At 56.7% G+C, this 19783-nt stretch carries 21 protein-coding genes; 7 read left to right on the top strand and 14 right to left on the bottom strand.

Features of this window, described 5'->3' with window-relative positions:
• Positions 1-119: 119 nt before the first annotated feature.
• Entirely contained in the window at positions 120-425 is a 306-nt protein-coding gene (locus tag OC605_RS09040) for a PepSY domain-containing protein (protein ID WP_016773566.1), read from the bottom strand.
• A 156-nt stretch (positions 426-581) separates the two neighbouring features.
• Positions 582-1709, bottom strand: coding sequence for a glycerophosphodiester phosphodiesterase (locus OC605_RS09035; RefSeq protein ID WP_262136721.1), 1128 nt, complete (start codon positions 1707-1709; stop codon positions 582-584).
• 220 nt (positions 1710-1929) lie between these two features.
• Between OC605_RS09035 and OC605_RS09030 the strand changes: the two genes are divergently transcribed.
• A complete protein-coding gene (locus tag OC605_RS09030) occupies positions 1930-2256 on the top strand; it encodes a DUF2025 family protein (protein WP_262136720.1) in 327 nt (108 codons plus the stop codon).
• A 147-nt stretch (positions 2257-2403) separates the two neighbouring features.
• On the opposite strand, the gene OC605_RS09025 is transcribed toward OC605_RS09030, so the two are convergent.
• From OC605_RS09025 to OC605_RS09015, 3 genes are all read right to left on the bottom strand, one after another.
• The gene (locus OC605_RS09025) at positions 2404-3108 is read right to left on the bottom strand and encodes a CTP synthase (RefSeq protein ID WP_262136719.1); all 705 of its coding nucleotides are present in this window, start codon (positions 3106-3108) and stop codon (positions 2404-2406) included.
• Positions 3109-3207: 99 nt separating this feature from the next.
• Positions 3208-4527, bottom strand: a complete 1320-nt coding sequence (locus OC605_RS09020; protein ID WP_133339658.1) for a methyl-accepting chemotaxis protein — start codon at positions 4525-4527, stop codon at positions 3208-3210.
• Positions 4528-4759: 232 nt separating this feature from the next.
• Positions 4760-5368 (bottom strand): TetR/AcrR family transcriptional regulator, encoded by a 609-nt coding sequence (locus OC605_RS09015; protein ID WP_016773570.1) that lies wholly within the window; start codon positions 5366-5368, stop codon positions 4760-4762.
• A gap of 210 nt (positions 5369-5578) precedes the next feature.
• Here OC605_RS09015 and OC605_RS09010 point away from each other — a divergent pair, with 210 nt between their 5' ends.
• Positions 5579-6634, top strand: coding sequence for an MBL fold metallo-hydrolase (locus tag OC605_RS09010; protein ID WP_262136718.1), 1056 nt, complete (start codon positions 5579-5581; stop codon positions 6632-6634).
• 10 nt (positions 6635-6644) lie between these two features.
• On the opposite strand, the gene OC605_RS09005 is transcribed toward OC605_RS09010, so the two are convergent.
• From OC605_RS09005 to OC605_RS08990, 4 genes are all read right to left on the bottom strand, one after another.
• Positions 6645-6962 carry a helix-turn-helix domain-containing protein gene (locus OC605_RS09005; protein WP_186567694.1) on the bottom strand — a complete coding sequence of 106 codons (318 nt, stop codon included), beginning with the start codon at positions 6960-6962 and terminating at the stop codon, positions 6645-6647.
• The gene (locus tag OC605_RS09000) at positions 6952-7299 is read right to left on the bottom strand and encodes a type II toxin-antitoxin system RelE/ParE family toxin (RefSeq protein ID WP_262136717.1); all 348 of its coding nucleotides are present in this window, start codon (positions 7297-7299) and stop codon (positions 6952-6954) included. The genes OC605_RS09005 and OC605_RS09000 overlap by 11 nt, the downstream gene beginning before the upstream one ends.
• A gap of 62 nt (positions 7300-7361) precedes the next feature.
• The gene (locus OC605_RS08995) at positions 7362-7679 is read right to left on the bottom strand and encodes an XRE family transcriptional regulator (protein WP_262136716.1); all 318 of its coding nucleotides are present in this window, start codon (positions 7677-7679) and stop codon (positions 7362-7364) included.
• A gap of 93 nt (positions 7680-7772) precedes the next feature.
• On the bottom strand, positions 7773-8540 hold the full coding sequence (locus tag OC605_RS08990; protein WP_262136715.1) for an AraC family transcriptional regulator: 768 nt from the start codon (positions 8538-8540) through the stop codon (positions 7773-7775).
• A 112-nt stretch (positions 8541-8652) separates the two neighbouring features.
• On the opposite strand from OC605_RS08990, the gene OC605_RS08985 reads away from it, so the two are divergent.
• From OC605_RS08985 to OC605_RS08970, 4 genes are all read left to right on the top strand, one after another.
• A complete protein-coding gene (locus OC605_RS08985; protein ID WP_262136714.1) occupies positions 8653-9468 on the top strand; it encodes a sulfite exporter TauE/SafE family protein in 816 nt (271 codons plus the stop codon).
• Positions 9469-9527: 59 nt separating this feature from the next.
• The gene (locus tag OC605_RS08980; protein WP_039758005.1) at positions 9528-9890 is read left to right on the top strand and encodes a hypothetical protein; all 363 of its coding nucleotides are present in this window, start codon (positions 9528-9530) and stop codon (positions 9888-9890) included.
• Between the two features lie 31 nt (positions 9891-9921).
• Positions 9922-10641, top strand: coding sequence for a DUF6933 domain-containing protein (locus tag OC605_RS08975; RefSeq protein ID WP_262136713.1), 720 nt, complete (start codon positions 9922-9924; stop codon positions 10639-10641).
• Positions 10642-10707: 66 nt separating this feature from the next.
• Positions 10708-11847 carry a hypothetical protein gene (locus OC605_RS08970; RefSeq protein WP_262136712.1) on the top strand — a complete coding sequence of 380 codons (1140 nt, stop codon included), beginning with the start codon at positions 10708-10710 and terminating at the stop codon, positions 11845-11847.
• A gap of 3 nt (positions 11848-11850) precedes the next feature.
• On the opposite strand, the gene OC605_RS08965 is transcribed toward OC605_RS08970, so the two are convergent.
• The 5 genes from OC605_RS08965 to OC605_RS08945 all read right to left on the bottom strand — a co-directional run bounded on the left by OC605_RS08965 (position 11851) and on the right by OC605_RS08945 (position 16797).
• Positions 11851-12837 (bottom strand): hypothetical protein, encoded by a 987-nt coding sequence (locus OC605_RS08965; protein ID WP_262136711.1) that lies wholly within the window; start codon positions 12835-12837, stop codon positions 11851-11853.
• Positions 12838-13021: 184 nt separating this feature from the next.
• On the bottom strand, positions 13022-13738 hold the full coding sequence (locus OC605_RS08960) for an HNH endonuclease (protein ID WP_262136710.1): 717 nt from the start codon (positions 13736-13738) through the stop codon (positions 13022-13024).
• Between the two features lie 113 nt (positions 13739-13851).
• Entirely contained in the window at positions 13852-14385 is a 534-nt protein-coding gene (locus tag OC605_RS08955; protein ID WP_186567701.1) for a Bro-N domain-containing protein, read from the bottom strand.
• Between the two features lie 350 nt (positions 14386-14735).
• Positions 14736-15986 (bottom strand): ribonucleotide-diphosphate reductase subunit beta, encoded by a 1251-nt coding sequence (locus OC605_RS08950; RefSeq protein WP_016773579.1) that lies wholly within the window; start codon positions 15984-15986, stop codon positions 14736-14738.
• 550 nt (positions 15987-16536) lie between these two features.
• Positions 16537-16797, bottom strand: coding sequence for a DUF2790 domain-containing protein (locus tag OC605_RS08945; protein WP_016773580.1), 261 nt, complete (start codon positions 16795-16797; stop codon positions 16537-16539).
• A gap of 423 nt (positions 16798-17220) precedes the next feature.
• Between OC605_RS08945 and acs the strand changes: the two genes are divergently transcribed.
• Positions 17221-19176, top strand: a complete 1956-nt coding sequence (acs, locus tag OC605_RS08940) for an acetate--CoA ligase (RefSeq protein WP_262136709.1) — start codon at positions 17221-17223, stop codon at positions 19174-19176.
• Positions 19177-19783 lie beyond the last annotated feature (607 nt).

Raw genomic sequence — 19783 nt, 5'->3', positions numbered from 1 at the left:
GGGGAGAGGGCTGGGGTGAGGGGGAATCGATTTCCCAGTCACCCCAAACCTCACGCCAAACGGCAGCCACAAAAAAGCCGCACGATCGTTAAATCGTGCGGCTCTTTAACAGCGGTCTATCAAGTGTCTTGCTTGTCGCTCAGCACTTTACCGGTGGTGGCATCAAAGTCCACGTCGAACTCTTTGCCGTCAGCAGTTTTAAGTTCAACTTCATACTCGTAACCATTGAAGTGGTTATCCAGATCGGTGTCGGTAATCGTTGCGCCCGGGTGCAGTTTCAGTGCTTCGGCGTTCATCGATTCCAGCGACTTGATCTTGCCGTCCTTGACCAGTTGCGGGATCTGGTCGATGCGAACATCAGCCTGAGCCAGGCCAGCGGTGAGGGTCAGGGCAGCGGCGGTAAACAGGGCAGTCAAAGTTTTCATCGGTTCATTCCTTGGCAGTGCGTTGAAGTGGTTGATCTGTGTAAGTGGGTTCAGATTAACCAGCGCAACTTAACTCACCCTTAAATCTCTGCTTTGCGATAAAACTGCTCTTTGTGGGAGCGAGCCTGCTCGCGAAGCAGGCGACTCGATAACAACTTAGAAACGGTTCTTCTTCAGAACCTCATCAACACTGCCAACAGCAGGACGCTTATAAAACTTCAACAGTTCACTGGCGCGGTTGGTAAAGATACCGTCGACACCCGCCGCCATGACTTTCTCGTAGTCCACCGCCTCGTCGACCGTATAAACATGCACCAGCATGCCCTGATCGTGGGTGTACTGATTCATCCACGGTTGCACCAGGTCGGAGTAGCTCTGATCTCCACCCTGAGTCAGCTTCGCCGAAGGGCCGGTGCCGATCGCGCCCTGGGCCTTGGCGTAGTCGACCCATTGCTTGAATTCCGCTTCTGACTTGGGTTCCTGCTTGCCGTAGAACACGTTTTTGTCTTTCTCGCCGGACGCGGCAAACGTCACGGCGGATTTCGGCTCGATGCTGCCTTCGCCGACCCACAACAGCAGGATCTTCGGCACTTGCGGCATTTCCTTTTCCAGCAATTGCAGGCTGTTCTTATCGAAGGTCTGCAGGATCACCTTGCCTTTGCCCTGACCGACGCCCAGCGCACTTTTCGCCAGTTTCGAACCGGCCGGGCTCAGCCAACCGCGATCCTGCAGTTTTTCCTTCAGGTCATGTTCGATGCCGGGAAACAGCTGCGGCTCTTTGGTTTCAATGTACAGGCCCGGCTTGTGCTGCGGGTTGGCGCGGGCAATGTCGATGATTTCATCGAGGGTGAGAATTTTCAGCCCGGCGTAGGACGGGCGTGCGCGGTCAGGATATTTGCTGTTGAACCAGCTGCCGGCATCGAGGGTTTTCAGTTCGGCCATGGTGAACGCGGTGGCCGGGCTGTCCTTGCGCTCGGGGAATTTGCTGGCAACGTCGGTGGTGCGTTGCAGGTTGTCGTCGTGCAGGGCGAAGAGCACGCCGTCCTTGCTGCGCTGCAAATCCATTTCCAGGTAATCGGCGCCGAGGTCACGGGCCAGTTTGTAGGCCGCAGCGGTGGATTCCGGAGCATCGAACGACGCGCCACGGTGGGCGATGACCGCCGGATGCGGAATGCCGTGGGCGGCAGCGATTGCCTTGGGCTCGGGGTGGCTGGCGGCATGCGCCTGACCGAGGCCGAACAACAGACTCAGCACCAGAGCGCTTCGGGTAAAAGTGGCAGGCATGGTCGAGTTCCTTTCGCAGGTTTTTTTCGAGACGTACCTTTTAACAATTGAAGCGCCGCAGGGCTATCGCCAGACCGACATAAACCGAGCAAAACGGAAATTTCCTGCACTTTTGTGGCGCTGTTTGCAGTACGCTTGCCCTCGGCAGACGCCCCGGCAGAGGGCGCGCCGCTGCGATGCCCTGCGTGTAAACCATCGATCATCTTTCGTGAGGTTTACCATGCGCATCACCTCCCAACTCATCTGCCATGCCGCCGACGATCTCAAAGGCTTCGTCGGCCTCAACCGCAAGACCGGCCAGTACATCGTGCGCTTCAGCGAAGATTCATTCGGCATGGACGTGGCCGACGACGGCATCATCCCGGCCAGTGAATTCGTCTGGGCGAAGGCGTCGGAAACCACCATGACCCTCAAGCGCGACTTGATTCAGCTGCTGCTCGATCAACACATCGACGACCGCATCAACATCACCGAGCCGCTGCGGGTTTACATGAGCAAGGTTGAAGTGCCGGAGATTGTGGCGGTGCGGAGTCTAATGCGGGGTTGAGGTTTGCAGTGGGGTTGCGGGCCTCTTCGCGAGCCGGCTCGCTCCCACAGGGATTTCGTGAACGCCACAGATCCAATGTGGGAGCGAGCCTGCTCACGAAGGTGGCGTTGGGGGCGCCGCCAACCTCAATGGCCGAGTGCATAACGCTCAATCCCGCAATCCGCAGGCTTCGATAAATGCGCGAACCAGCGGTGGCATTTTTCCTTTTGGGGCGGCGCGTTCCGGCTGGAACAGCGTGGCGACGAAAAACGGATGTTTTTTCAATTCGATAGCGCGCAGATCCCACGCTGAATCACGGCCTACTGCTTGTAACTGATCGCTCATCAAATGCTGTTCGAACTGCGGATTCACGCCGTAGCGGCAGCGATAGCCTTCTTCAATTTCAGACTTTTCGTACGCCTTGACGATCAACGAGCCGGGCTGGAGATGAATGACGTCGATGGCTTCAACCAGCGAGCAGCTCAGCGGCGTTAGCACAGCGCGTTCGGATTCTGGCGAGGTTTCCCCATGTTCGGCGTCGGCCCAGCCCAGCACATTGCGCGAATATTCCAGAACCGCGTGCTGGAAACCGCCACAGGTGCCGAGGAAAGGTCGCCCTTGCTCGCGGGCAAAGCGGATTGCTCTTAGCGCACCGTCTTCACTTTTATAAGGGCTGGCGGGTACACACCAGAATCCATCGAATTGAGTCAGCGCAGTGTCGGTGCCGATCTCTTCAGTGGCCAGCCACTCGAACTGCACGGTGCGTTGCAGGTGTTCGGCGACCAGGCCGAGTGCAACCGGAATCGCTTGGTGGGCGGTGACTTGGGGGTCGTAATCGCCAACCAGGGCGATGCGGACGGCGCGATTTTCCATGGGATTTCCCTGCGCTTGCTGATGGATGGCCGTCACTATAGATCGCGTGATTGCCATCCCACTATCCCGAGTTTTACTTGGTGACTGAGACTACCGCCATTACCCCGACACCCGCTCATTGGCAAACATGCTCACCGCATCCACCGCCTCACTGGCGCCGTCGCGAATCTGCAGAATCACCGTGCCGGCCTGATTGGCCAGTTCCACGCCTTCTGCGGCGCGGTCGCGGGTGCCTTGCATGCTTTTGATCGCCTGCCGTGTTTCGCTCTGGATCAGACTGATCATGGTGGAGATCTCGGCGGTGGAACCGCTGGTGCGCGCCGCCAGTTGCCGTACTTCATCGGCCACCACGGCAAAGCCGCGGCCCTGTTCACCGGCGCGCGCGGCTTCGATGGCGGCGTTGAGGGCGAGCAGGTTGGTCTGATCGGCGATCGCGCGGATGGTGTTGACGATGGCGGTGATCTGCTCGGAGCGGTCGCCCAGTTGTGCGATCAGCGTTGAGGACTGGCTGATGTCCTCGGCGATTTCGCGCATTTCGCTGGCAGCCTGTTGAATCACCTGCGTACCTTGCTCGGCGACTTTTCGCGTCGCTACCGAGATGTGATAAGCGGTGCTGGCACTGCGCGCGTCCTGCTCGTGTTGCTCGACACGGGCGGTAACGTCAGACGCGAACTTCACGACTTTGTACAAGCGCCCCGAAGCGTCGTAGACCGGGTTGTAGTTAGCCTCCAGCCAGACGATCTGACCGCGTTTATCCACGCGCTCGAACTGCCCGTGGAAGAACTCGCCCTGATTCAGGCGGCGCCAGAAATCCTGATAGGCGCCGCTGTTGACCAGCGCCGGGGTGCAGAACAGGCGGTGATGCTGGCCCTTGAGCTCTGCGAGGCTGTAACCCATGCGCGTGAGAAAATTCTGGTTGGCGGTAAGAATATTGCCGTCGAGATCGAACTCGATCACCGCCATCGCGCGATCAATCGCCTGCAGCTTGGCGTTGGCCTCGTTCTCCTGCTGCACCTTGGCGGTGACATCCATCGCGTACTTGACCACTTTGATCACCCGTCCCGACGCATCCTTGATCGGGTTGTAACTGGCCTCCAGCCAGATCGGCTGGCCTTTGCTGTTGACCCGTTCAAAGGTGCCGGACTGGAACTGACCGTTTTTCAGGCGCGACCACAGCTCAGTGTACTGGGCACTGCGACCGAACTCTGGTGTGCAGAAATGCCGGTGCGGCTGGCCGATCGCCTGGGCAGCCGTGTAACCCATGGTCTTGAGGAAATTGTCATTGGCACGCAACACCACGCCATCAAGATCGAACTCGATCACCGCCATCGAACGGTTGATCGCTTCGAGCATCGCAGCTTGGTCAAAAACGGTGTGTTGCAATTCAGCGAGGGCGGCTTTCTGGCGATTGAAGAACATGCTTGCGGTACTCGGGAAGTGGGGAAAATCAAAAGGATTCAGTCCCTATTCCTGCGCCGGCAGACCGAAATGCACAGACGGCATTCGGTGGTGACTGCTCAATGCCAGCGTTCCGTTACTGGCAGATGGCTACTTATACAAAACTTAATAAAGTTGTACAAGAAAGGAATTTTTCACGAGTTTGTATAACTTTTTACGAAATTAGTTGTACGCGGCTCGCCGCGCCAGTGATTCACCGCTGATACAGTGCCAGGAACATCTCCAGCGCCGACTCGGCAACTGCATTCTGCGCGTCTGGATCAAGGGCCGCGCGACCCAGCGAGATCTGCGGCCAGAACGCGAATGCCTTGAGCAAACCTTGTACTTGATGCGCGGCAAATTCTGGATCCACCGGTTTGAGCCGTCCGTCGGCTTGCGCCGCGCGTATCCAGACAGTCAGTCCTTCCTCGCGCTCGCCCATGCGCTCGATCATGTTCTGCGCACGTTCGGGAGAATGAATGGTTGCGGCAATCGCCACCCGGGCGAGGGTGAGAAAATTCTCGTCAGCCATCATCTGCACTTTTTCTCGCAGCATCAGGCGCAGCTGCTCATGCAGCGGTTGCTCGCGGTCGTAGCTCACCGATGGCTCGGCAATGATCCGCGCCCACAGCTGATTAAGGATCTCGGCGAACAGCTCTTCCTTGCTCGGGAAGTGGTTGTACACCGTCCGCTTCGACACCCCGGCCGTGGCGGCGATCTTGTCCATGCTGGTGATTTCGAACCCGTGGGCACGGAATTCGGCGATCGCCGCCTGGATGATGGCTTCGCGTTTGCGGTCAGTGAGGCGTTGTGGAGCGGTCATGAGCGGGCTTCGGCAGAGAGGAATGAATTTACACTCGGCAGTTTACTTGGCGTCGGCTTTGATGCAACCTAGAAACTACACCGCTCAGTGTAATGTTGCGTTAATCCTCGCACCTTACAAACCAGAGCGTTTGGCCTTTGCGTGCAGCTTGGCCATTTTCCTTTCCCGTGGAATACCGTGCAGCACACGGTTTTTCGGAGTCGTTCAGTCATGGCCAATCCAGTCTCACTCCCGGATAACACTCCCACGCCTGAAGCCTCGCGCCAGGATCAAGGGCTGTTTCGCAATCATGCGCCGGTGCAGCGCGAAGGGGTACGCAAAATGCTGCGGATCATGTGGAACATGATTTTCCACAAACCGCGCGACACCCGTCCGAGCGCCGACATTCCTGTGCAGCCGCTTACTCGCGAAGATCTGCTCGCAGCGCCCAATCACAGCGTTTACCGCTTGGGACACTCGACGCTGTTGCTGAAGATGCGCGACAAATTCTGGATCACCGACCCGGTCTTCGCCGAGCGCGCCTCGCCAGTGCAATGGGCTGGCCCGAAACGCTTCCACCAACCACCGATCAGCATTGACGAGCTGCCACCGATCGAAGCGGTGATCCTCTCCCACAATCATTACGACCATCTCGACTACGAAGCGGTGCTCAAACTCGCCGCCAAAACCACTTACTTCCTGACTCCGCTGGGCGTGGGCGACACCCTGATCAAGTGGGGCATCGACGCCAGCAAGGTGCGCCAGTACGACTGGTGGCAGGGCACCGAAATCGCCCGTATCCGCTTCGTCGCCACCCCTTCGCAGCACTTCTCCGGCCGTGGCCTGTTCGACGGCAACAGCACGCTGTGGGCGTCGTGGGTGATGATCGACGCCGACACACGAATCTTTTTCAGCGGCGACAGCGGTTACTTCGACGGCTTCAAACGCATCGGCGAACAATACGGCCCGTTCGACCTGACCCTGATGGAAACCGGCGCCTACAACGTCGAATGGCCCCACGTGCACATGCAACCGGAAGAAACCCTGCAAGCCCACATCGACCTCAAGGGCCGCTGGCTCTTCCCGATCCACAACGGCACCTTCGACCTGGCCATGCACGCCTGGCATGAACCGTTCGACCGCATCCTTGCCCTCGCGTGGGAACGCAGTATTGCGATTACCACACCGCGAATGGGGGAGGCGTTCAACCTTGCGCATCCACAACGGGGGAGTGCGTGGTGGATGGCGGTTGAAGAGGAGGGGGAGGCGCTTGCTCAGAATGCCTGACGCGTTCGCCTCAAGCGAATACCACCTCAATACGGCCCTCTTTCCGTGATCGGGGGGCCGATTTGACTACAATTTGCACATCTCGTCCGAGACGTGAAAGGCATTCCATCATTTTGGCCTCACTGATTCCGCGAAATTTGCCACGCAACATTTCGGAAAGCTTGGGTTGTGAGAGTCCCAAGATTTCTGACGCCTGAACCTGAGTGAGATGACGCGCCTTAATGATTGCGCCAATTTTCGCTGCGAGCTGCGACTTCACCTGCATTTCACTTGCATTGGGTAAGTCCAGATCGTGATAGACGTTTCCGCTACCTACTTCAATCTCCATGGTTTTCTGATCCTTTCGCATGTTCCTGGGCGGCTCGAAGTCTGTTTCTGATCAGATCAATGTCCGATTGGGCGGTTTTAATCCCGCTTTTCGACTTTTTCTGAAAGCAGTGCAAAACGTAAATTGCACTGCCAAAACGAACCGTATAAATGGCGCGGTAGGTGTCGGTGTCGAAGTCTTCTATCAACTCCAGGACACCTGCGCCTCCGAACCCTTTCAATGGCTTTGCATCTGAATACTTCAGGCCACATTGAGCCAGATCCAGTGCGTGACCAAAAACGTCTTGGACCTCTGTGGGCATCTGCTTGAGATCTTTTTTACTACTGCAGACCCACATAAGCGGCTTCCTTGCACTCATGCGAAATATACCTATTTTGGAATAATTATCAAATTGCCATTTCAGTCAGCCATCGCAAAATCCCCACGCCCCACCGATTCCCCCGCCATACCCTCCGCCCTGACACTGCGCCCCGGTGCAAACCCCGGGAAGAACACCAACCCCTGCGCTTCAAACCGATAAGCCAGTGCCAGTCTTGCGGCGTCCGCCACGTCCTGCTGCGCTTCGAACCGCTGGATATCTGCCACCGCCACTTCGGCCTCGCGCGACAGTTGTTCAACGCTCCAGCCCAGCATGGCGCGGGCCTGGACGCAGTGGGTCGGGGTGAACTGGAAAAGGGCAATGCGTTCGAGGACGTGGTTCATCGCAAGAGAGGCCATGGTGTGCTCCGGGCTCAAAAGTGCTGATTGAAAATGTACTGTGTTTTTGTACAGTTGTTTTCGGCCGGGATCAAACGCATTTTTCGAATTTGCCTAGTTCGTGGGCTCCAACCAGACGGACGGTGCCTGTCCCAGCACACGCCGAAACATCGTCGAAAACGCCGCCGGGCTCTCGTAGCCGAAGTCCAGGGCAATCCGCGTCACCGCTTCCCCCGCCGCCAACCGTGCCAACGCCTGCACGACGCACGCCTGTTGGCGCCACTGACGAAAGCTGAGCCCGGTCTGCTGCCGAAACAATCTGTTAAAGGTACGCAAGCTTATGTGTAACTGATCGGCCCAATCCTGCGGGGATTGATGGGTGTTTGGCATGTTCAGAAAGGTCTGACACAGACTGAGGAGCTTTCCTTCGGCGGGCATGGGAATGTGTAGGGCAAGGGGCGCGCTGCGTGCCAGTTCATGCAACAGCAAGTTGATAAGCACGCCGTCGCGTCCGGCCTGGTCGTACATCAGTGGCACGTCCACCGCTTCCATCAGCAAATGCCGCAGCAGCGGCGACACATTGAGCACTTGGCAGTCCGGCCCCAGATCCATGTTGCCCGGTTCGACATACACACTGCGCGTGCTCACCCCGAGCATCAACACCTCATGGGCCACGCCCGGCGGAATCCACACCGCGCGCTGGGGCGGCACCACCCAATTACCGTTCCGGGTGCTGACCTGCATCACGCCGGTGGCGCCGTAGAGCAATTGCCCACGGCGATGCGTATGAAACGGGAGTAGGTGGCCGTGGGAATAATCGGTACCGATGGCCACGACCGGGCGAGGCGTGTCATCGAGCTGATTGATCGAAATATTGCGCATCAGGCGTGTTCCAGCGATTGGCGTAAACGCGAACATTATTGGCCCAACTACTGAAGCCGGCCAGTGCATCACGCTCTAATGTCCTGGGCTCCCCCGATCCTGGACGCCCACCATGTTCTACCTCCAGCTTACACTGTTCGGTTGCCTCACCGGCATCAGCGCCGTGCTCTTCGGTTTCGGCGGCGGCTTCGTCATCGTGCCGCTGCTCTATCGCATGCTCACCGCCAGCCACGCAGCCGACGACCCCATCGCGCAATCGGCCATGCACATCGCCGTGGCCACCTCGACCTGCGTGATGATCGTCAACGCCCTGATCGCCACACGCAAACACCAGCGCGCTGGCAATCTGCTCCGGGACTACCTCTGGCCATTGGGCGGGTTTATCGGCGTGGGTGCGGTCGTCGGTGCCATCGCTGCGATGTGGGTCAGCGGCGAAGTGATCCGCTACGCCTTCATCGCCTACCTGGGCGTGACCATCGTCGATTGCCTGCTGCGCCGAGGATTTCTCACACAGTCCCAAACCACATTCCCGCGGCGACTGACCATGACGGAAACATCCGCCGGCGGCGTAGGCATCGGCGCCATCGCGACCTTCCTAGGTGTAGGAGGAAGCGTCATGACCGTTCCGCTGCTGCGCCGCTGCGGGCTGAGCATGTCGCAAGCGACCTCCATGGCCAATCCGCTCAGCGTACCGGTAGCGTCGGCCGGGACGCTGACGTACATGGCGCTTGCCGGTTTCACCGGGGCTGATTTGGGCGTTTGGTATATCGGGTATGTCGATGTGCTGGCGTTTGCAGTGCTGACGGTTGGCTCGTTGCTAGGGATCAGATTGGCTGCGCGGTGGATTGGGCGGATACCGGATAGAATGCATGCCCAAATCTATGTTGGCTTACTTATGCTAGTGATGCTGGGTATGTGGACGAGATGAGCTAATGCGGTTAACCGGGTTAATCTTGCTGAGGTCAAACAGAACACACGGGGAACGTCATGTCGATCAGTGAAAGTGACTGGAAGAAATTCAAGCAACTGCGCAAAATCGCGCTCGACCGTTTTTGCCAAGGTGTGCTCGCCGATACCAAGACAATCACACAGCACGGTGCGCTGTCGGCCCATGCCCGCTACGGCATGATCTACGGCTTGATCAATGATCGAAACCGCGACATGGCTCGCATGTTCGATGGTCTGGCTCGTTCCTCCGCGCTTTGGAAACTGACGCTCATGGTCTCGCATGATTTATTGACCCATGCGGAGTTGTCGATTCTGAGCGAGGAAGTGCAGAAGCTGACTTCTGATATTGAACGTCGGGCTTACGAAATTGAGTGGGTCGAAGAGATCGTTCGAGATGACTGACCCAATGTCACCCGCTTGCAAGAGAACCTGAATGTTGATCTTCAATTGCACCGAAGCCGCCAGTAAGTTCTTCAGCCGTGTTCATAAAGGCCAAACGATCACGCCGGTGGACACCAAGCCGCCGTCATCAGTTATTGAGGGTGATGAGCTGAACGGCGCGGACGAACAGTGGTTGGTTCATGCGATCACTGTGCAGCGCAAACATGTGTTGTTGGTCCTGCACATCAAAACCCGCTATTGCGTGATCCTGGCTGACGCGAAAAAAGCCGACGATCACGAGTTCGTTCTGCGCTTCACCGAGCGTTGGGTGAATGGCCTGATGATCAATGCCCAAAACCATGGCCTCGGACAATGGCTAGACCCCGAGGTGATGTTGGCGCGGATGCAAAAGACTTGTGAGCACCAGCGATTCTATCGGCGCGGCCATCGCAGCGCGCAAAAACACATTGATGAAATTGCCTGGTGTTTCCGCAACAAGGTCGCTGGAACAGGGTGCTTGCCACCCAATGAAGTCACGGCGATGGTTTTCGACGAACAAATGAACGACACGCCAAGAAACAGCAAGGGAGCCAAGTCCTATTACTTCCCGGACGAGGAAATGACGCTTCACTGGCTGCGCCATTATTGCTTCCTCGATGATGTCCAGCTGCATGCTGCGAAAGAGCGTCGGCGTCAAGTCGCGAGGGAAATAGCGGAGATGGAGCGCAAGGCTTTTATGGAAGAGTATGAGAGGCAGAATTCGAAGAATTGAGTCTGGCCCGTCACCATCTGCGACGCTTTTTTACGGGCAACGGCCCGCTCATTCAAGGATGAAACGATGCATCTTGGACTGTTGCGCATCAACTTGGCTTTAGCACTTGTAGCTTTATGTCTCTCACCGCGCGTCTGGGCCGAAGACAGTAGGCAAGTCTTCACCGGCACCTTGGGTAAAGCCGCGATTGTTGTTGAGCTCGATGCGCGCTACAACGAAGGACGTTACTTTTACCGAAAATACCGAACCGACCTTGCGCTGGAAACTAGTAAAGAGGGCGACGCGTTGGTGATGCTGGAAGGCGCTGCAATGGACGGTGACTCGCGCCCGACCTTGCGCTTGCTGCCCACACTCAGCGGTTGGAGCGGCGAGTGGAAGGCCCCTTCCGGAAAAACGCTAAAAGTGGACTTACAACCCGCCAGGCTTCCTGACGTTCCTGCAGATGCCGCGCCTTATCTGGCGCAACTGCACGACACACAGCCCTACGAATACCTGCGGCTTGAGGGTTTGCTGTTGAAGAAAGGCACGACCGAAACCTTCATGGGCTACACCCTGCAATGGTGGCGCGAGCCGAAGTCGGGGGCTTCGCTGTTTGAAGTGGTATCGGGTTACGCCCCGGCAGCGCAGGAACGCATCAATCAATATTTGAGGGCGCGGTTATGGAGCGAAGTGTCGCAGTATTACGGTTGTTCGGGGAGTTACGCGCAATCCGCGCAGCCGCTGTGGATGTCCTCTTCAGTCATGAGCGTGCGAGTTTCCACCGAGTATTATTGCGGCGGTGCGTATCCTGATCAAAATAATGAATCGCTGAACTTCGATACGCGGACTGGGCAACTGTTGAGCCTTGAAGATGTGCTGTGGGTGGGCCAGGGCGAGCCGCTGCATCGTGAAGAATTACCAGACGCATCTTCGGAGGAAAACTCCAATTACCGCGCCAAAGAACTCGCCCCTTGGCTCGTCGAACAATTGTCGAAGCGTTACCCTACCGAAATGAGCGTTGTCGCTGAGGGCGAAAATGATTGCGGCTATGACGAGCCAGAACCCTGGCAATTTCCTATGTGGCAGTTTGGAGAAAAAGGCGTCACCTTTTTTCCGTCCTATCCGCATGTCATGGCAGTTTGCGGATACGTCGAATGGGGCGTTCTACCCTACGGTCTGCTCAAGCAGCATCCGGGTGCCGTGAAACTGCAACTGCCCGAAAGCTAACTCTCATTCCAGCCCCGGCGCTTCACGAATAATGAAGTGATCCAGGTTCTCGATATCGGCATTGAAGACCTCGAAAGGTTTTTCGGGGTTCTTCTTGCCGGGCACCTGCTTCAGCTCCGGCGTCACCCCATAGAAGAAACAGAACAACGCCTTGTCGCTATCCACCGCATGCTTGATCTCTTCCAGAAACGCCCTGCGCTTGCGGTAGTTGTCGATCAGCTTTTTGTTCAGATAAACGCTGACCGGATATGGCTTCTTCTTGCTGTCTTCGGGCTTCTTGAACCAGACCTTGTCCTCGAAATCGATCCGAAAACTGGCACTGTGGAAGTCCTCGATCTTCTTGATCCGCCCCCAGTAAATCAGCCCCTTGTTGTCCGTCAGATACTCGATCTTCTTGAAGAACGAACTGTACGGCGCCGAATGCTCGCCGACCTTCAACGGCATGCGCTTGAGCAAATCCTTGTCAGCGAAGTTGGAAACAAAACACTCCACCGGATGCGCAAACACACTGGTCTTGTCCGGCGCCGACTCACGACTCGCCGACTCTTTACCAGCGTCCGCCGCCACCCGCACCGGATCATCCCGCAACACATCCGCCGCCCCCGCTGGCGCGACAGGCTTGCGCACATACTCACGCCGGGTCAGTAGCAACTCCGATGGGAAGTGTTCCTCACGCCCGTCATCCACCTCGCCATCCGCCGTCTCAACGCCAGACGCCGACGCCTTCAAACTCACATACGGACAACCCGCCACATGCTGCGTAGTGGGCAGATTCTTAAAGTGCGGCGTGCGCACGTAGTTCACGTTCTTGGCGTTGAACGTACCCAACTCATTGGAAGCCTCGAACGCCGAGCGACAGGCATCGTTGGGGCACTTGAAGTGTTCCTTCGCCGAGTCAAACGCCACCGTCTCATCGAAATTGAGATCGCGAACGTCATAGATCGACAACTTGTCGTCGAGGCTGAGGCAGTAGGCGAGATCGAATTTCATGGTGGGGCTCGGATCCTTGAGTGGGGGAGGGGTATTAATAGCGGGAGGCGGCGCGGGTTGCACTGATTGTTTTCGGGGTGAGGCGGAATCTGTGGGAGACAGCCTGCTGGCGACTCTCGGCATCGACTCATCACCGAATCCAGACACCCAGTCAGTAGCAAAAACTCTCCCTAGTGACAGAGCTTTATCCCTCTGGAATCAGCCTTTTCACCCTTGTATAAAGCGAAGCTGTAAACGCCACGCGATCATTTGAATGGTGACAACGACGATGGCAATTCGGACAAAGTGCTACAGCGTTCGAAACTTGATCCGAACCCTTATCTGCAAGTGGTTTGACATGGTGGACTTCAAGAAACGGCAGATCATGCATCTGAAACGGAGCCGGGTCGCCACAGCCTTCGCAATGCCCCTCGGCTTCATTTCGAACCCAAGCTCTAACCTCGGGATCGCGAACGTAAACTGTGCGAGTACTCGACGCTTTCTTTGGTTTCTTTATGCCTCTCGGCGGCTCTTTTATGTGCTTCTTCTGAATTGCAGCAGCGCGACGCTCTAGTGTTTCTTCGTCGGCTGTCGGAATAGCAGGGTCGCCCGGCTGGAAGCCGCGATTTGTGAGAGCTATTCGAATTAACTGCTCAACGTTCGAACCAACGTTTTCCGCCGGTTTGTAACCCTTAATGGGTTTCCGATCCATCGTCATCAGGACTTTGGAAATGTTCTGCATTCGGAATTCGACAGAGCCTTTTGTACGAGTCGACAAGGCTGATGCGCGTAGTTCGCGATTCTCATGTGCCTTGTTGAATTTGTGACCCGCGAGCTCTAAATCAAGCATTCTGAGATAGGTGTCAACCGCTGCCTCAATCTCAGCAACAGTCCAGTCAGTGTCTTTTTTCTTGTCGCTCATAAAATCGCCGAGGGTTGAAAACCCTCGGACGATACTGAGTGGCCATCACGGCTGTCTAGGAAAATTCCTACAGAAAATAGCGACGGATCTCTCGAGATCCGACAACCACATCGCTAACCCATCGAATGCTTCGAAGACTGAAACACCTGCGTGACCCTTCGCCACCAGGAGTTCTCTACCGAAGCTCGACGTGGATTTTGATCATTTAACAGATAAGGCATATCCCGAAGCCGAATCCAGCCCTCATCCTGCCAATGCAGCAAACTCAAAGACATTTCCGGCCAATCCAACAAACTCAACATTGGCCGATGTGAATCCCCCGAATCCTGCGCATCGCGCAATGTCGGCACTACCTCATTGGTCAACCACTCACGCAGCAACCGATTTCCCGGTACGTAGTGATAGATCAATAGCGCATACACCCCCGATTCACTGAGCATCAGATGCTGTTCTGGTTCTCGAAAGTACTCGATCCGCATGACGCGGCGTTGATCGCTATCTAGCTTGTGGACCACCCGATCATTCAGGTGAAAGCCCATCAAACGGCCAACATCCCGGGCGGAGAACCATGGCTGGTTTTCGAGTAGAAGGGCATGTAGAGAAAGGTTATGGCGAGAGAAAACAGTTACCGAGCATGGATCAGACATATCTATGACCTCTACGTTATGGATTTTGGGAGGACCTGACCCCCAACGTAGAGCGGACATAAGAAATCCCAACGAGCAGAGCAGTTACCACCGACGAATTCCACGTCTGTGTCACTGACCAAGCTTTCTACGTTGGGCGTTTCTTAGGCACCTGCCACAGAGCTTAGTAGTGCTCGCAGCAGGCTTCAATGGGAAGCGACTGTAAGTGCTGTAGGAGATTGAGCGCTGTGACGTAGGCGTAAAAAGGCTCACCGATCGCCCATAAAAAAGCCCCGATCAGATCGGGGCTTTTTTGCTTTCTCGATTCGCCGACTCAAACCGCAATCGTCAAATCATGCCAAGCGAGACTATTAGTCCCAGCTCAGAGCACCACCAGTCTGATACTCAATAACCCGCGTCTCAAAGAAATTCTTCTCTTTCTTCAAGTCCATAATCTCGCTCATCCAAGGGAACGGGTTAGTCGTCCCTGGGTACTCTTCCTTCAAACCAATCTGGCTCAAACGACGGTTAGCGATGAACTTCAGGTAGTCCTCCATCATCGCCGCGTTCATGCCCAGTACGCCGCGAGGCATGGTGTCACGCGCGTATTCGATCTCCAGCTGCGTGCCCTGCAGGATCATCTGGGTTGCTTCTTCCTTCATTTCGGCATCCCACAGGTGTGGGTTTTCGATTTTGATCTGGTTGATCACGTCGATGCCGAAGTTCAGGTGCATGGATTCGTCGCGCAGGATGTATTGGAACTGCTCGGCGACGCCGGTCATTTTGTTGCGGCGGCCCATGGAGAGGATCTGGGTGAAGCCGCAGTAGAAGAAGATGCCTTCCAGAACGCAGTAGTAGGCGATCAGGTTGCGCAGCAACTCTTTGTCGGTTTCCGGGGTGCCGGTTTCGAACTTTGGATCGGAGATCGAACGGGTGTACTTCAGGCCCCAGGCTGCTTTCTTCGCGACCGATGGGATCTCGTGGTACATGTTGAAGATTTCGCCTTCATCCATGGCCAGCGATTCGATGCAGTACTGGTAGGCGTGGGTGTGGATCGCTTCTTCGAAAGCCTGGCGCAGGATGTACTGGCGGCATTCCGGGTTGGTGATCAGGCGGTACACGGCCAGCACCAGGTTGTTGGCAACCAGGGAGTCGGCGGTGGAGAAGAAGCCGAGGTTGCGCATGACGATGCGGCGCTCGTCGTCGGTCAGGCCTTCCGGGTTTTTCCAGAGGGCGATGTCGGCGGTCATGTTGACTTCTTGCGGCATCCAGTGGTTTGCGCAACCGTCCAGATACTTCTGCCAAGCCCAGTCGTACTTGAATGGCACGAGTTGGTTGAGGTCGGCGCGGCAGTTGATCATGCGCTTTTCGTCAACGGCGACACGGGCGGAGGCGCCTTCGAGTTCGGCGAGGCCTTCGGCGACGTCGAGGGAGTTCAGTGCAGCCTTGGCGCGGGCCACGGCGGCCGAGTCGTCGGCGGTGACGGCGCGGGCTTCCAGCGCTGCGGCGCCGCCAGCGTTGTCGAGGCGGTCCATGTTGGCTTCGCTTGCGTGGCCGGCGTTGGCGCCTTTCACGGTTGCGACTTCACTGTCTTCTTTATCGAATTCGTCCCAGCTCAGCATGACGTGTCGTCTCCTGCGTGAGGGCTTGTGCCCGTGTGAAACCTGAAGGGTTGGTTTTTCACACGGCCAAACAAGCCGCGTTGGATGTCGTTTTTTGCAGCGCTGCACGCAGGCAAATAAACAGAAATTTTGACGGGTTCCGAGAGCCTCTGATGGGCGCAATCAGCGTCGGGCACTGTTGCGGGGCTTCAGAATGGCTTTTGCTCCCTGTAAGGGAATATTGCTGACCCGTATAGGGCGGCATTATAGGGAAATTTTTACCGGCGTGGTGCGGCGAATCGGCTCATGGCGAGGCCGAGGAGGGGGTGGATTTCGATCCGACCGAGGGATTACAGGGCTTTGCGCGGAATCGACCCGAGCAGATTTTTTTTCGTTAATTTTTTGGCAGGTGGTTTTTTGTTTAAAAAATAGCCAGAAAAGCAGGTTTTTCACTATATCTAGTGTTTTGCAAGCGTTTTTCACGGCTCCAGACACAACTGAGCCCGACCGAAGCCGGGCTGGAATCGACCCTCAATGTAGCGCTGAGCGCTCCGATTCGGTGCAGTCTGATTCAGTTCGTGCAGCCGTTGCCCATGATGCTGTAGCGCAAGATGTGGCGTTGACCTTTGGAGTCGTCGTATTCCATTTTTGCCGGTACAACTTCGCAGACATTTGGAATTTCGCTCATCGATACAACTTTGGCGATGTCCAGATGTGTGGAGTAAGTGTATTCCTCGATGACCGGTTGTTGCTGTGCGACATCAGTCGGGACCTCGTCTGCCATGGCGGTTGCGCACAGACTGCTGAGGGCCAGAACCAATAAAGCTTTCATTTCTAATTCACCTTTTTGAGGTCGAGTGGGGTCACGCAACCTTTTTAGGGTTGCGTGTGCAGCTTGAGTATTTGATGCGTTACTTGGAGAGCTGGATTAACGGCCTTCGTGGGGGCTGTAACGTTGTTAATCGCGGTTGCCTTGTTGGCGAGGTGAATTTTAGGGCGGTGGGATGCAGGTAAACAGGGGCGGTTTTGATAAACACTTTTGATAGATTTGGTAACAATCGATTGAGGTCTTGGTGTCCGGCCGGATGGGGTTTGCCTGACGGACCGCGTTGACTGCATCGCTGGCAAGCCAGCTCCCACATGGAATGCGGACATTTTGTAGGGGCTTGTTACTACCATCGTCGAATGGTTCTATGGCCCCCACCCGGCTACAACGGGGTCATACAAAAACAACTATTACACCGAGGTAGGAAAGATGAGTGCGGCTTCTCTGTATCCCGTTCGTCCCGAGGTTCTGGCAAACACGCTGACTGACGAGGCGACCTACAAAGCCATGTACCAGCAGTCGGTCGTCAACCCTGACGGCTTCTGGCGCGAGCAAGCCAAGCGTCTGGACTGGATCAAGCCTTTCACCACGGTGAAGCAGACGTCGTTCGACGATCACCATGTCGACATCAAGTGGTTTGCCGACGGCACACTGAACGTTTCCTACAACTGCCTCGACCGTCATCTGGCCGAGCGCGGCGATCAAGTCGCGATCATCTGGGAAGGCGACGATCCTTCCGAAAGCCGCAACATCACCTACCGCGAACTGCACGAGCAAGTGTGCAAACTGGCCAACGCCCTGCGCGGTCAGGACGTACACCGTGGCGACGTGGTGACCATTTACATGCCGATGATTCCCGAAGCCGTGGTCGCCATGCTGGCCTGCACCCGGATCGGCGCGATTCACTCGGTGGTGTTCGGCGGTTTCTCGCCGGAGGCCCTGGCCGGTCGCATCATCGACTGCCGTTCGAAAGTGGTGATCACCGCTGACGAAGGCATCCGTGCCGGCAAAAAGATTTCCCTCAAGGCCAACGTCGACGACGCGCTGACCAACCCGGAAACCAGCAGCATCCAGAAAGTCATCGTGTGCAAGCGCACCGGTGGAGACATCAAGTGGAACCAGCATCGCGACATCTGGTACGAAGACCTGATGAAGGTCGCAGGCACTGTTTGCGCGCCGAAAGAGATGGGCGCCGAAGAAGCGTTGTTCATCCTTTATACCTCCGGCTCCACCGGCAAGCCGAAGGGCGTGCAGCACACCACCGGCGGTTATCTGCTGTATGCGGCGATGACCCACGAACGCGTGTTCGACTACCGTCCGGGCGAAATCTACTGGTGCACCGCCGACGTCGGCTGGGTTACCGGCCACAGTTACATCGTCTATGGCCCGCTGGCCAACGGCGCGACCACCGTGCTGTTCGAAGGTGTGCCGAACTACCCGGACATCACCCGGGTGGCGAAGATCATCGACAAGCACAAGGTCAACATCCTCTACACCGCGCCGACCGCGATCCGCGCGATGATGGCCTCGGGTCAGGCCGCCGTGGAAGGCGCCGATGGCAGCAGCCTGCGTCTGCTCGGTTCGGTGGGCGAGCCGATCAACCCGGAAGCCTGGGACTGGTACTACAAGAATGTCGGCAAGTCGCGTTGCCCGATCGTCGATACCTGGTGGCAGACCGAGACTGGCGGCAACATGATGAGCCCGCTGCCGGGTGCTCACGCGCTGAAGCCGGGTTCGGCGGCGCGTCCGTTCTTCGGTGTGGTGCCGGCGCTGGTCGACAACCTCGGCAACATCATCGAGGGCGAGGCTGAAGGCAACCTGGTGATTCTCGATTCGTGGCCAGGTCAGGCGCGCACGCTGTATGGCGATCACGATCGTTTCGTCGATACCTACTTCAAGACCTTCCGTGGCATGTACTTCACCGGTGACGGCGCGCGTCGCGATGCCGACGGTTACTACTGGATCACCGGGCGCGTGGACGACGTGCTCAACGTCTCCGGCCACCGCATGGGTACCGCCGAGATCGAAAGCGCGATGGTCGCGCATCCGAAGGTGGCCGAAGCTGCGGTGGTGGGTGTGCCGCATGACATCAAAGGGCAGGGTATCTATGTCTATGTGACCTTGAAGAACGGCGAGGAGCCGACCGAGCAACTGCGTCTGGAGTTGAAGAACTGGGTGCGCAAGGAGATCGGCCCGATTGCTTCGCCGGACGTGATCCAGTGGGCGCCGGGGCTGCCGAAGACCCGTTCGGGCAAGATCATGCGCCGCATCCTGCGCAAGATCGCCACGGCGGAATATGACGGCTTGGGCGATATCTCGACCCTGGCGGATCCGGGTGTGGTGCAGCATTTGATTGATACGCACAAGACTATGAGTGTTGCTTAAGCGCTAGAAGCATAGGAGCCCCGTCCGGTGATGCCGGATGGGGCTTTTTTGTGCCTGGTGGATTTGTGTTGATCGGGCTGGCCTCTTCGCGAGCAGGCTCGCTCCCACAGTTTGACCGAGTCCCTTCAGACAAATGCTGATCCCTGTGGGAGCGAGCCTGCTCGCGAAGGCGATCTGTCAGACACCGCAGTAGTCAGCTGTAGGAACCCGCAACACCCCAACCAATAATTATCGATCTGCACCGTCAGACCTTTCCTGCTGTTACCCGCCACAACCCAATGTGTAACCGCCCGCGCCAAACCGGGGCGAAGGGAAACGCGGTGCGCCGTTTTAGAGCCTCCAAAGATCCGCTGAAAAATAAGACACAACGCTGCGCTTGCCGGATTAGAAGGGTTTGCGAATAATGGGCCCGCAACTTGCAATATGTATCGGTTCACTGTCTTTCGCTCTTGCATGAAATTGCAGGGCTGTCAATGAGCTCAAACCGCTTTCTCGGTGCATCTGTAATTAGTTGTCGCATTGAAGAAATATCGGCTTCGGGCCTGTCGTTAGAATGCCGATCACTCGCTCATCGTGGCTGACGTTGAAATCGCCTGCGGTTTCAACG

Source organism: Pseudomonas sp. Marseille-Q5117 (genome assembly GCF_946901175.1).
GTDB classification, from domain to species: domain Bacteria; phylum Pseudomonadota; class Gammaproteobacteria; order Pseudomonadales; family Pseudomonadaceae; genus Aquipseudomonas; species Aquipseudomonas iranensis.
Note: the sequence above shows the minus strand (reverse complement) of the source record. Positions and strands in the feature narration are given on the sequence as shown.

What these genes read in the sequence shown, in the direction of transcription:
- OC605_RS08960 (WP_262136710.1), bottom strand. Translation starts at nt 13,738, where the DNA reads ATGAGCGACAAGAAAAAAGACACTGACTGGACTGTTGCTGAGATTGAG.
- OC605_RS08965 (WP_262136711.1), bottom strand. Translation starts at nt 12,837, where the DNA reads ATGAAATTCGATCTCGCCTACTGCCTCAGCCTCGACGACAAGTTGTCG.
- OC605_RS09025 (WP_262136719.1), bottom strand. Translation starts at nt 3,108, where the DNA reads ATGGAAAATCGCGCCGTCCGCATCGCCCTGGTTGGCGATTACGACCCC.
- OC605_RS09040 (WP_016773566.1), bottom strand. Translation starts at nt 425, where the DNA reads ATGAAAACTTTGACTGCCCTGTTTACCGCCGCTGCCCTGACCCTCACC.
- OC605_RS09015 (WP_016773570.1), bottom strand. Translation starts at nt 5,368, where the DNA reads ATGACCGCTCCACAACGCCTCACTGACCGCAAACGCGAAGCCATCATC.
- OC605_RS09030 (WP_262136720.1), top strand. Translation starts at nt 1,930, where the DNA reads ATGCGCATCACCTCCCAACTCATCTGCCATGCCGCCGACGATCTCAAA.
- acs (WP_262136709.1), top strand. Translation starts at nt 17,221, where the DNA reads ATGAGTGCGGCTTCTCTGTATCCCGTTCGTCCCGAGGTTCTGGCAAAC.
- OC605_RS08945 (WP_016773580.1), bottom strand. Translation starts at nt 16,797, where the DNA reads ATGAAAGCTTTATTGGTTCTGGCCCTCAGCAGTCTGTGCGCAACCGCC.
- OC605_RS09010 (WP_262136718.1), top strand. Translation starts at nt 5,579, where the DNA reads ATGGCCAATCCAGTCTCACTCCCGGATAACACTCCCACGCCTGAAGCC.
- OC605_RS09000 (WP_262136717.1), bottom strand. Translation starts at nt 7,299, where the DNA reads ATGTGGGTCTGCAGTAGTAAAAAAGATCTCAAGCAGATGCCCACAGAG.
- OC605_RS08980 (WP_039758005.1), top strand. Translation starts at nt 9,528, where the DNA reads ATGTCGATCAGTGAAAGTGACTGGAAGAAATTCAAGCAACTGCGCAAA.
- OC605_RS08990 (WP_262136715.1), bottom strand. Translation starts at nt 8,540, where the DNA reads ATGCGCAATATTTCGATCAATCAGCTCGATGACACGCCTCGCCCGGTC.
- OC605_RS08995 (WP_262136716.1), bottom strand. Translation starts at nt 7,679, where the DNA reads ATGGCCTCTCTTGCGATGAACCACGTCCTCGAACGCATTGCCCTTTTC.
- OC605_RS08975 (WP_262136713.1), top strand. Translation starts at nt 9,922, where the DNA reads ATGTTGATCTTCAATTGCACCGAAGCCGCCAGTAAGTTCTTCAGCCGT.
- OC605_RS08985 (WP_262136714.1), top strand. Translation starts at nt 8,653, where the DNA reads ATGTTCTACCTCCAGCTTACACTGTTCGGTTGCCTCACCGGCATCAGC.
- OC605_RS08950 (WP_016773579.1), bottom strand. Translation starts at nt 15,986, where the DNA reads ATGCTGAGCTGGGACGAATTCGATAAAGAAGACAGTGAAGTCGCAACC.
- OC605_RS09020 (WP_133339658.1), bottom strand. Translation starts at nt 4,527, where the DNA reads ATGTTCTTCAATCGCCAGAAAGCCGCCCTCGCTGAATTGCAACACACC.
- OC605_RS08955 (WP_186567701.1), bottom strand. Translation starts at nt 14,385, where the DNA reads ATGTCTGATCCATGCTCGGTAACTGTTTTCTCTCGCCATAACCTTTCT.
- OC605_RS09005 (WP_186567694.1), bottom strand. Translation starts at nt 6,962, where the DNA reads ATGGAGATTGAAGTAGGTAGCGGAAACGTCTATCACGATCTGGACTTA.
- OC605_RS08970 (WP_262136712.1), top strand. Translation starts at nt 10,708, where the DNA reads ATGCATCTTGGACTGTTGCGCATCAACTTGGCTTTAGCACTTGTAGCT.
- OC605_RS09035 (WP_262136721.1), bottom strand. Translation starts at nt 1,709, where the DNA reads ATGCCTGCCACTTTTACCCGAAGCGCTCTGGTGCTGAGTCTGTTGTTC.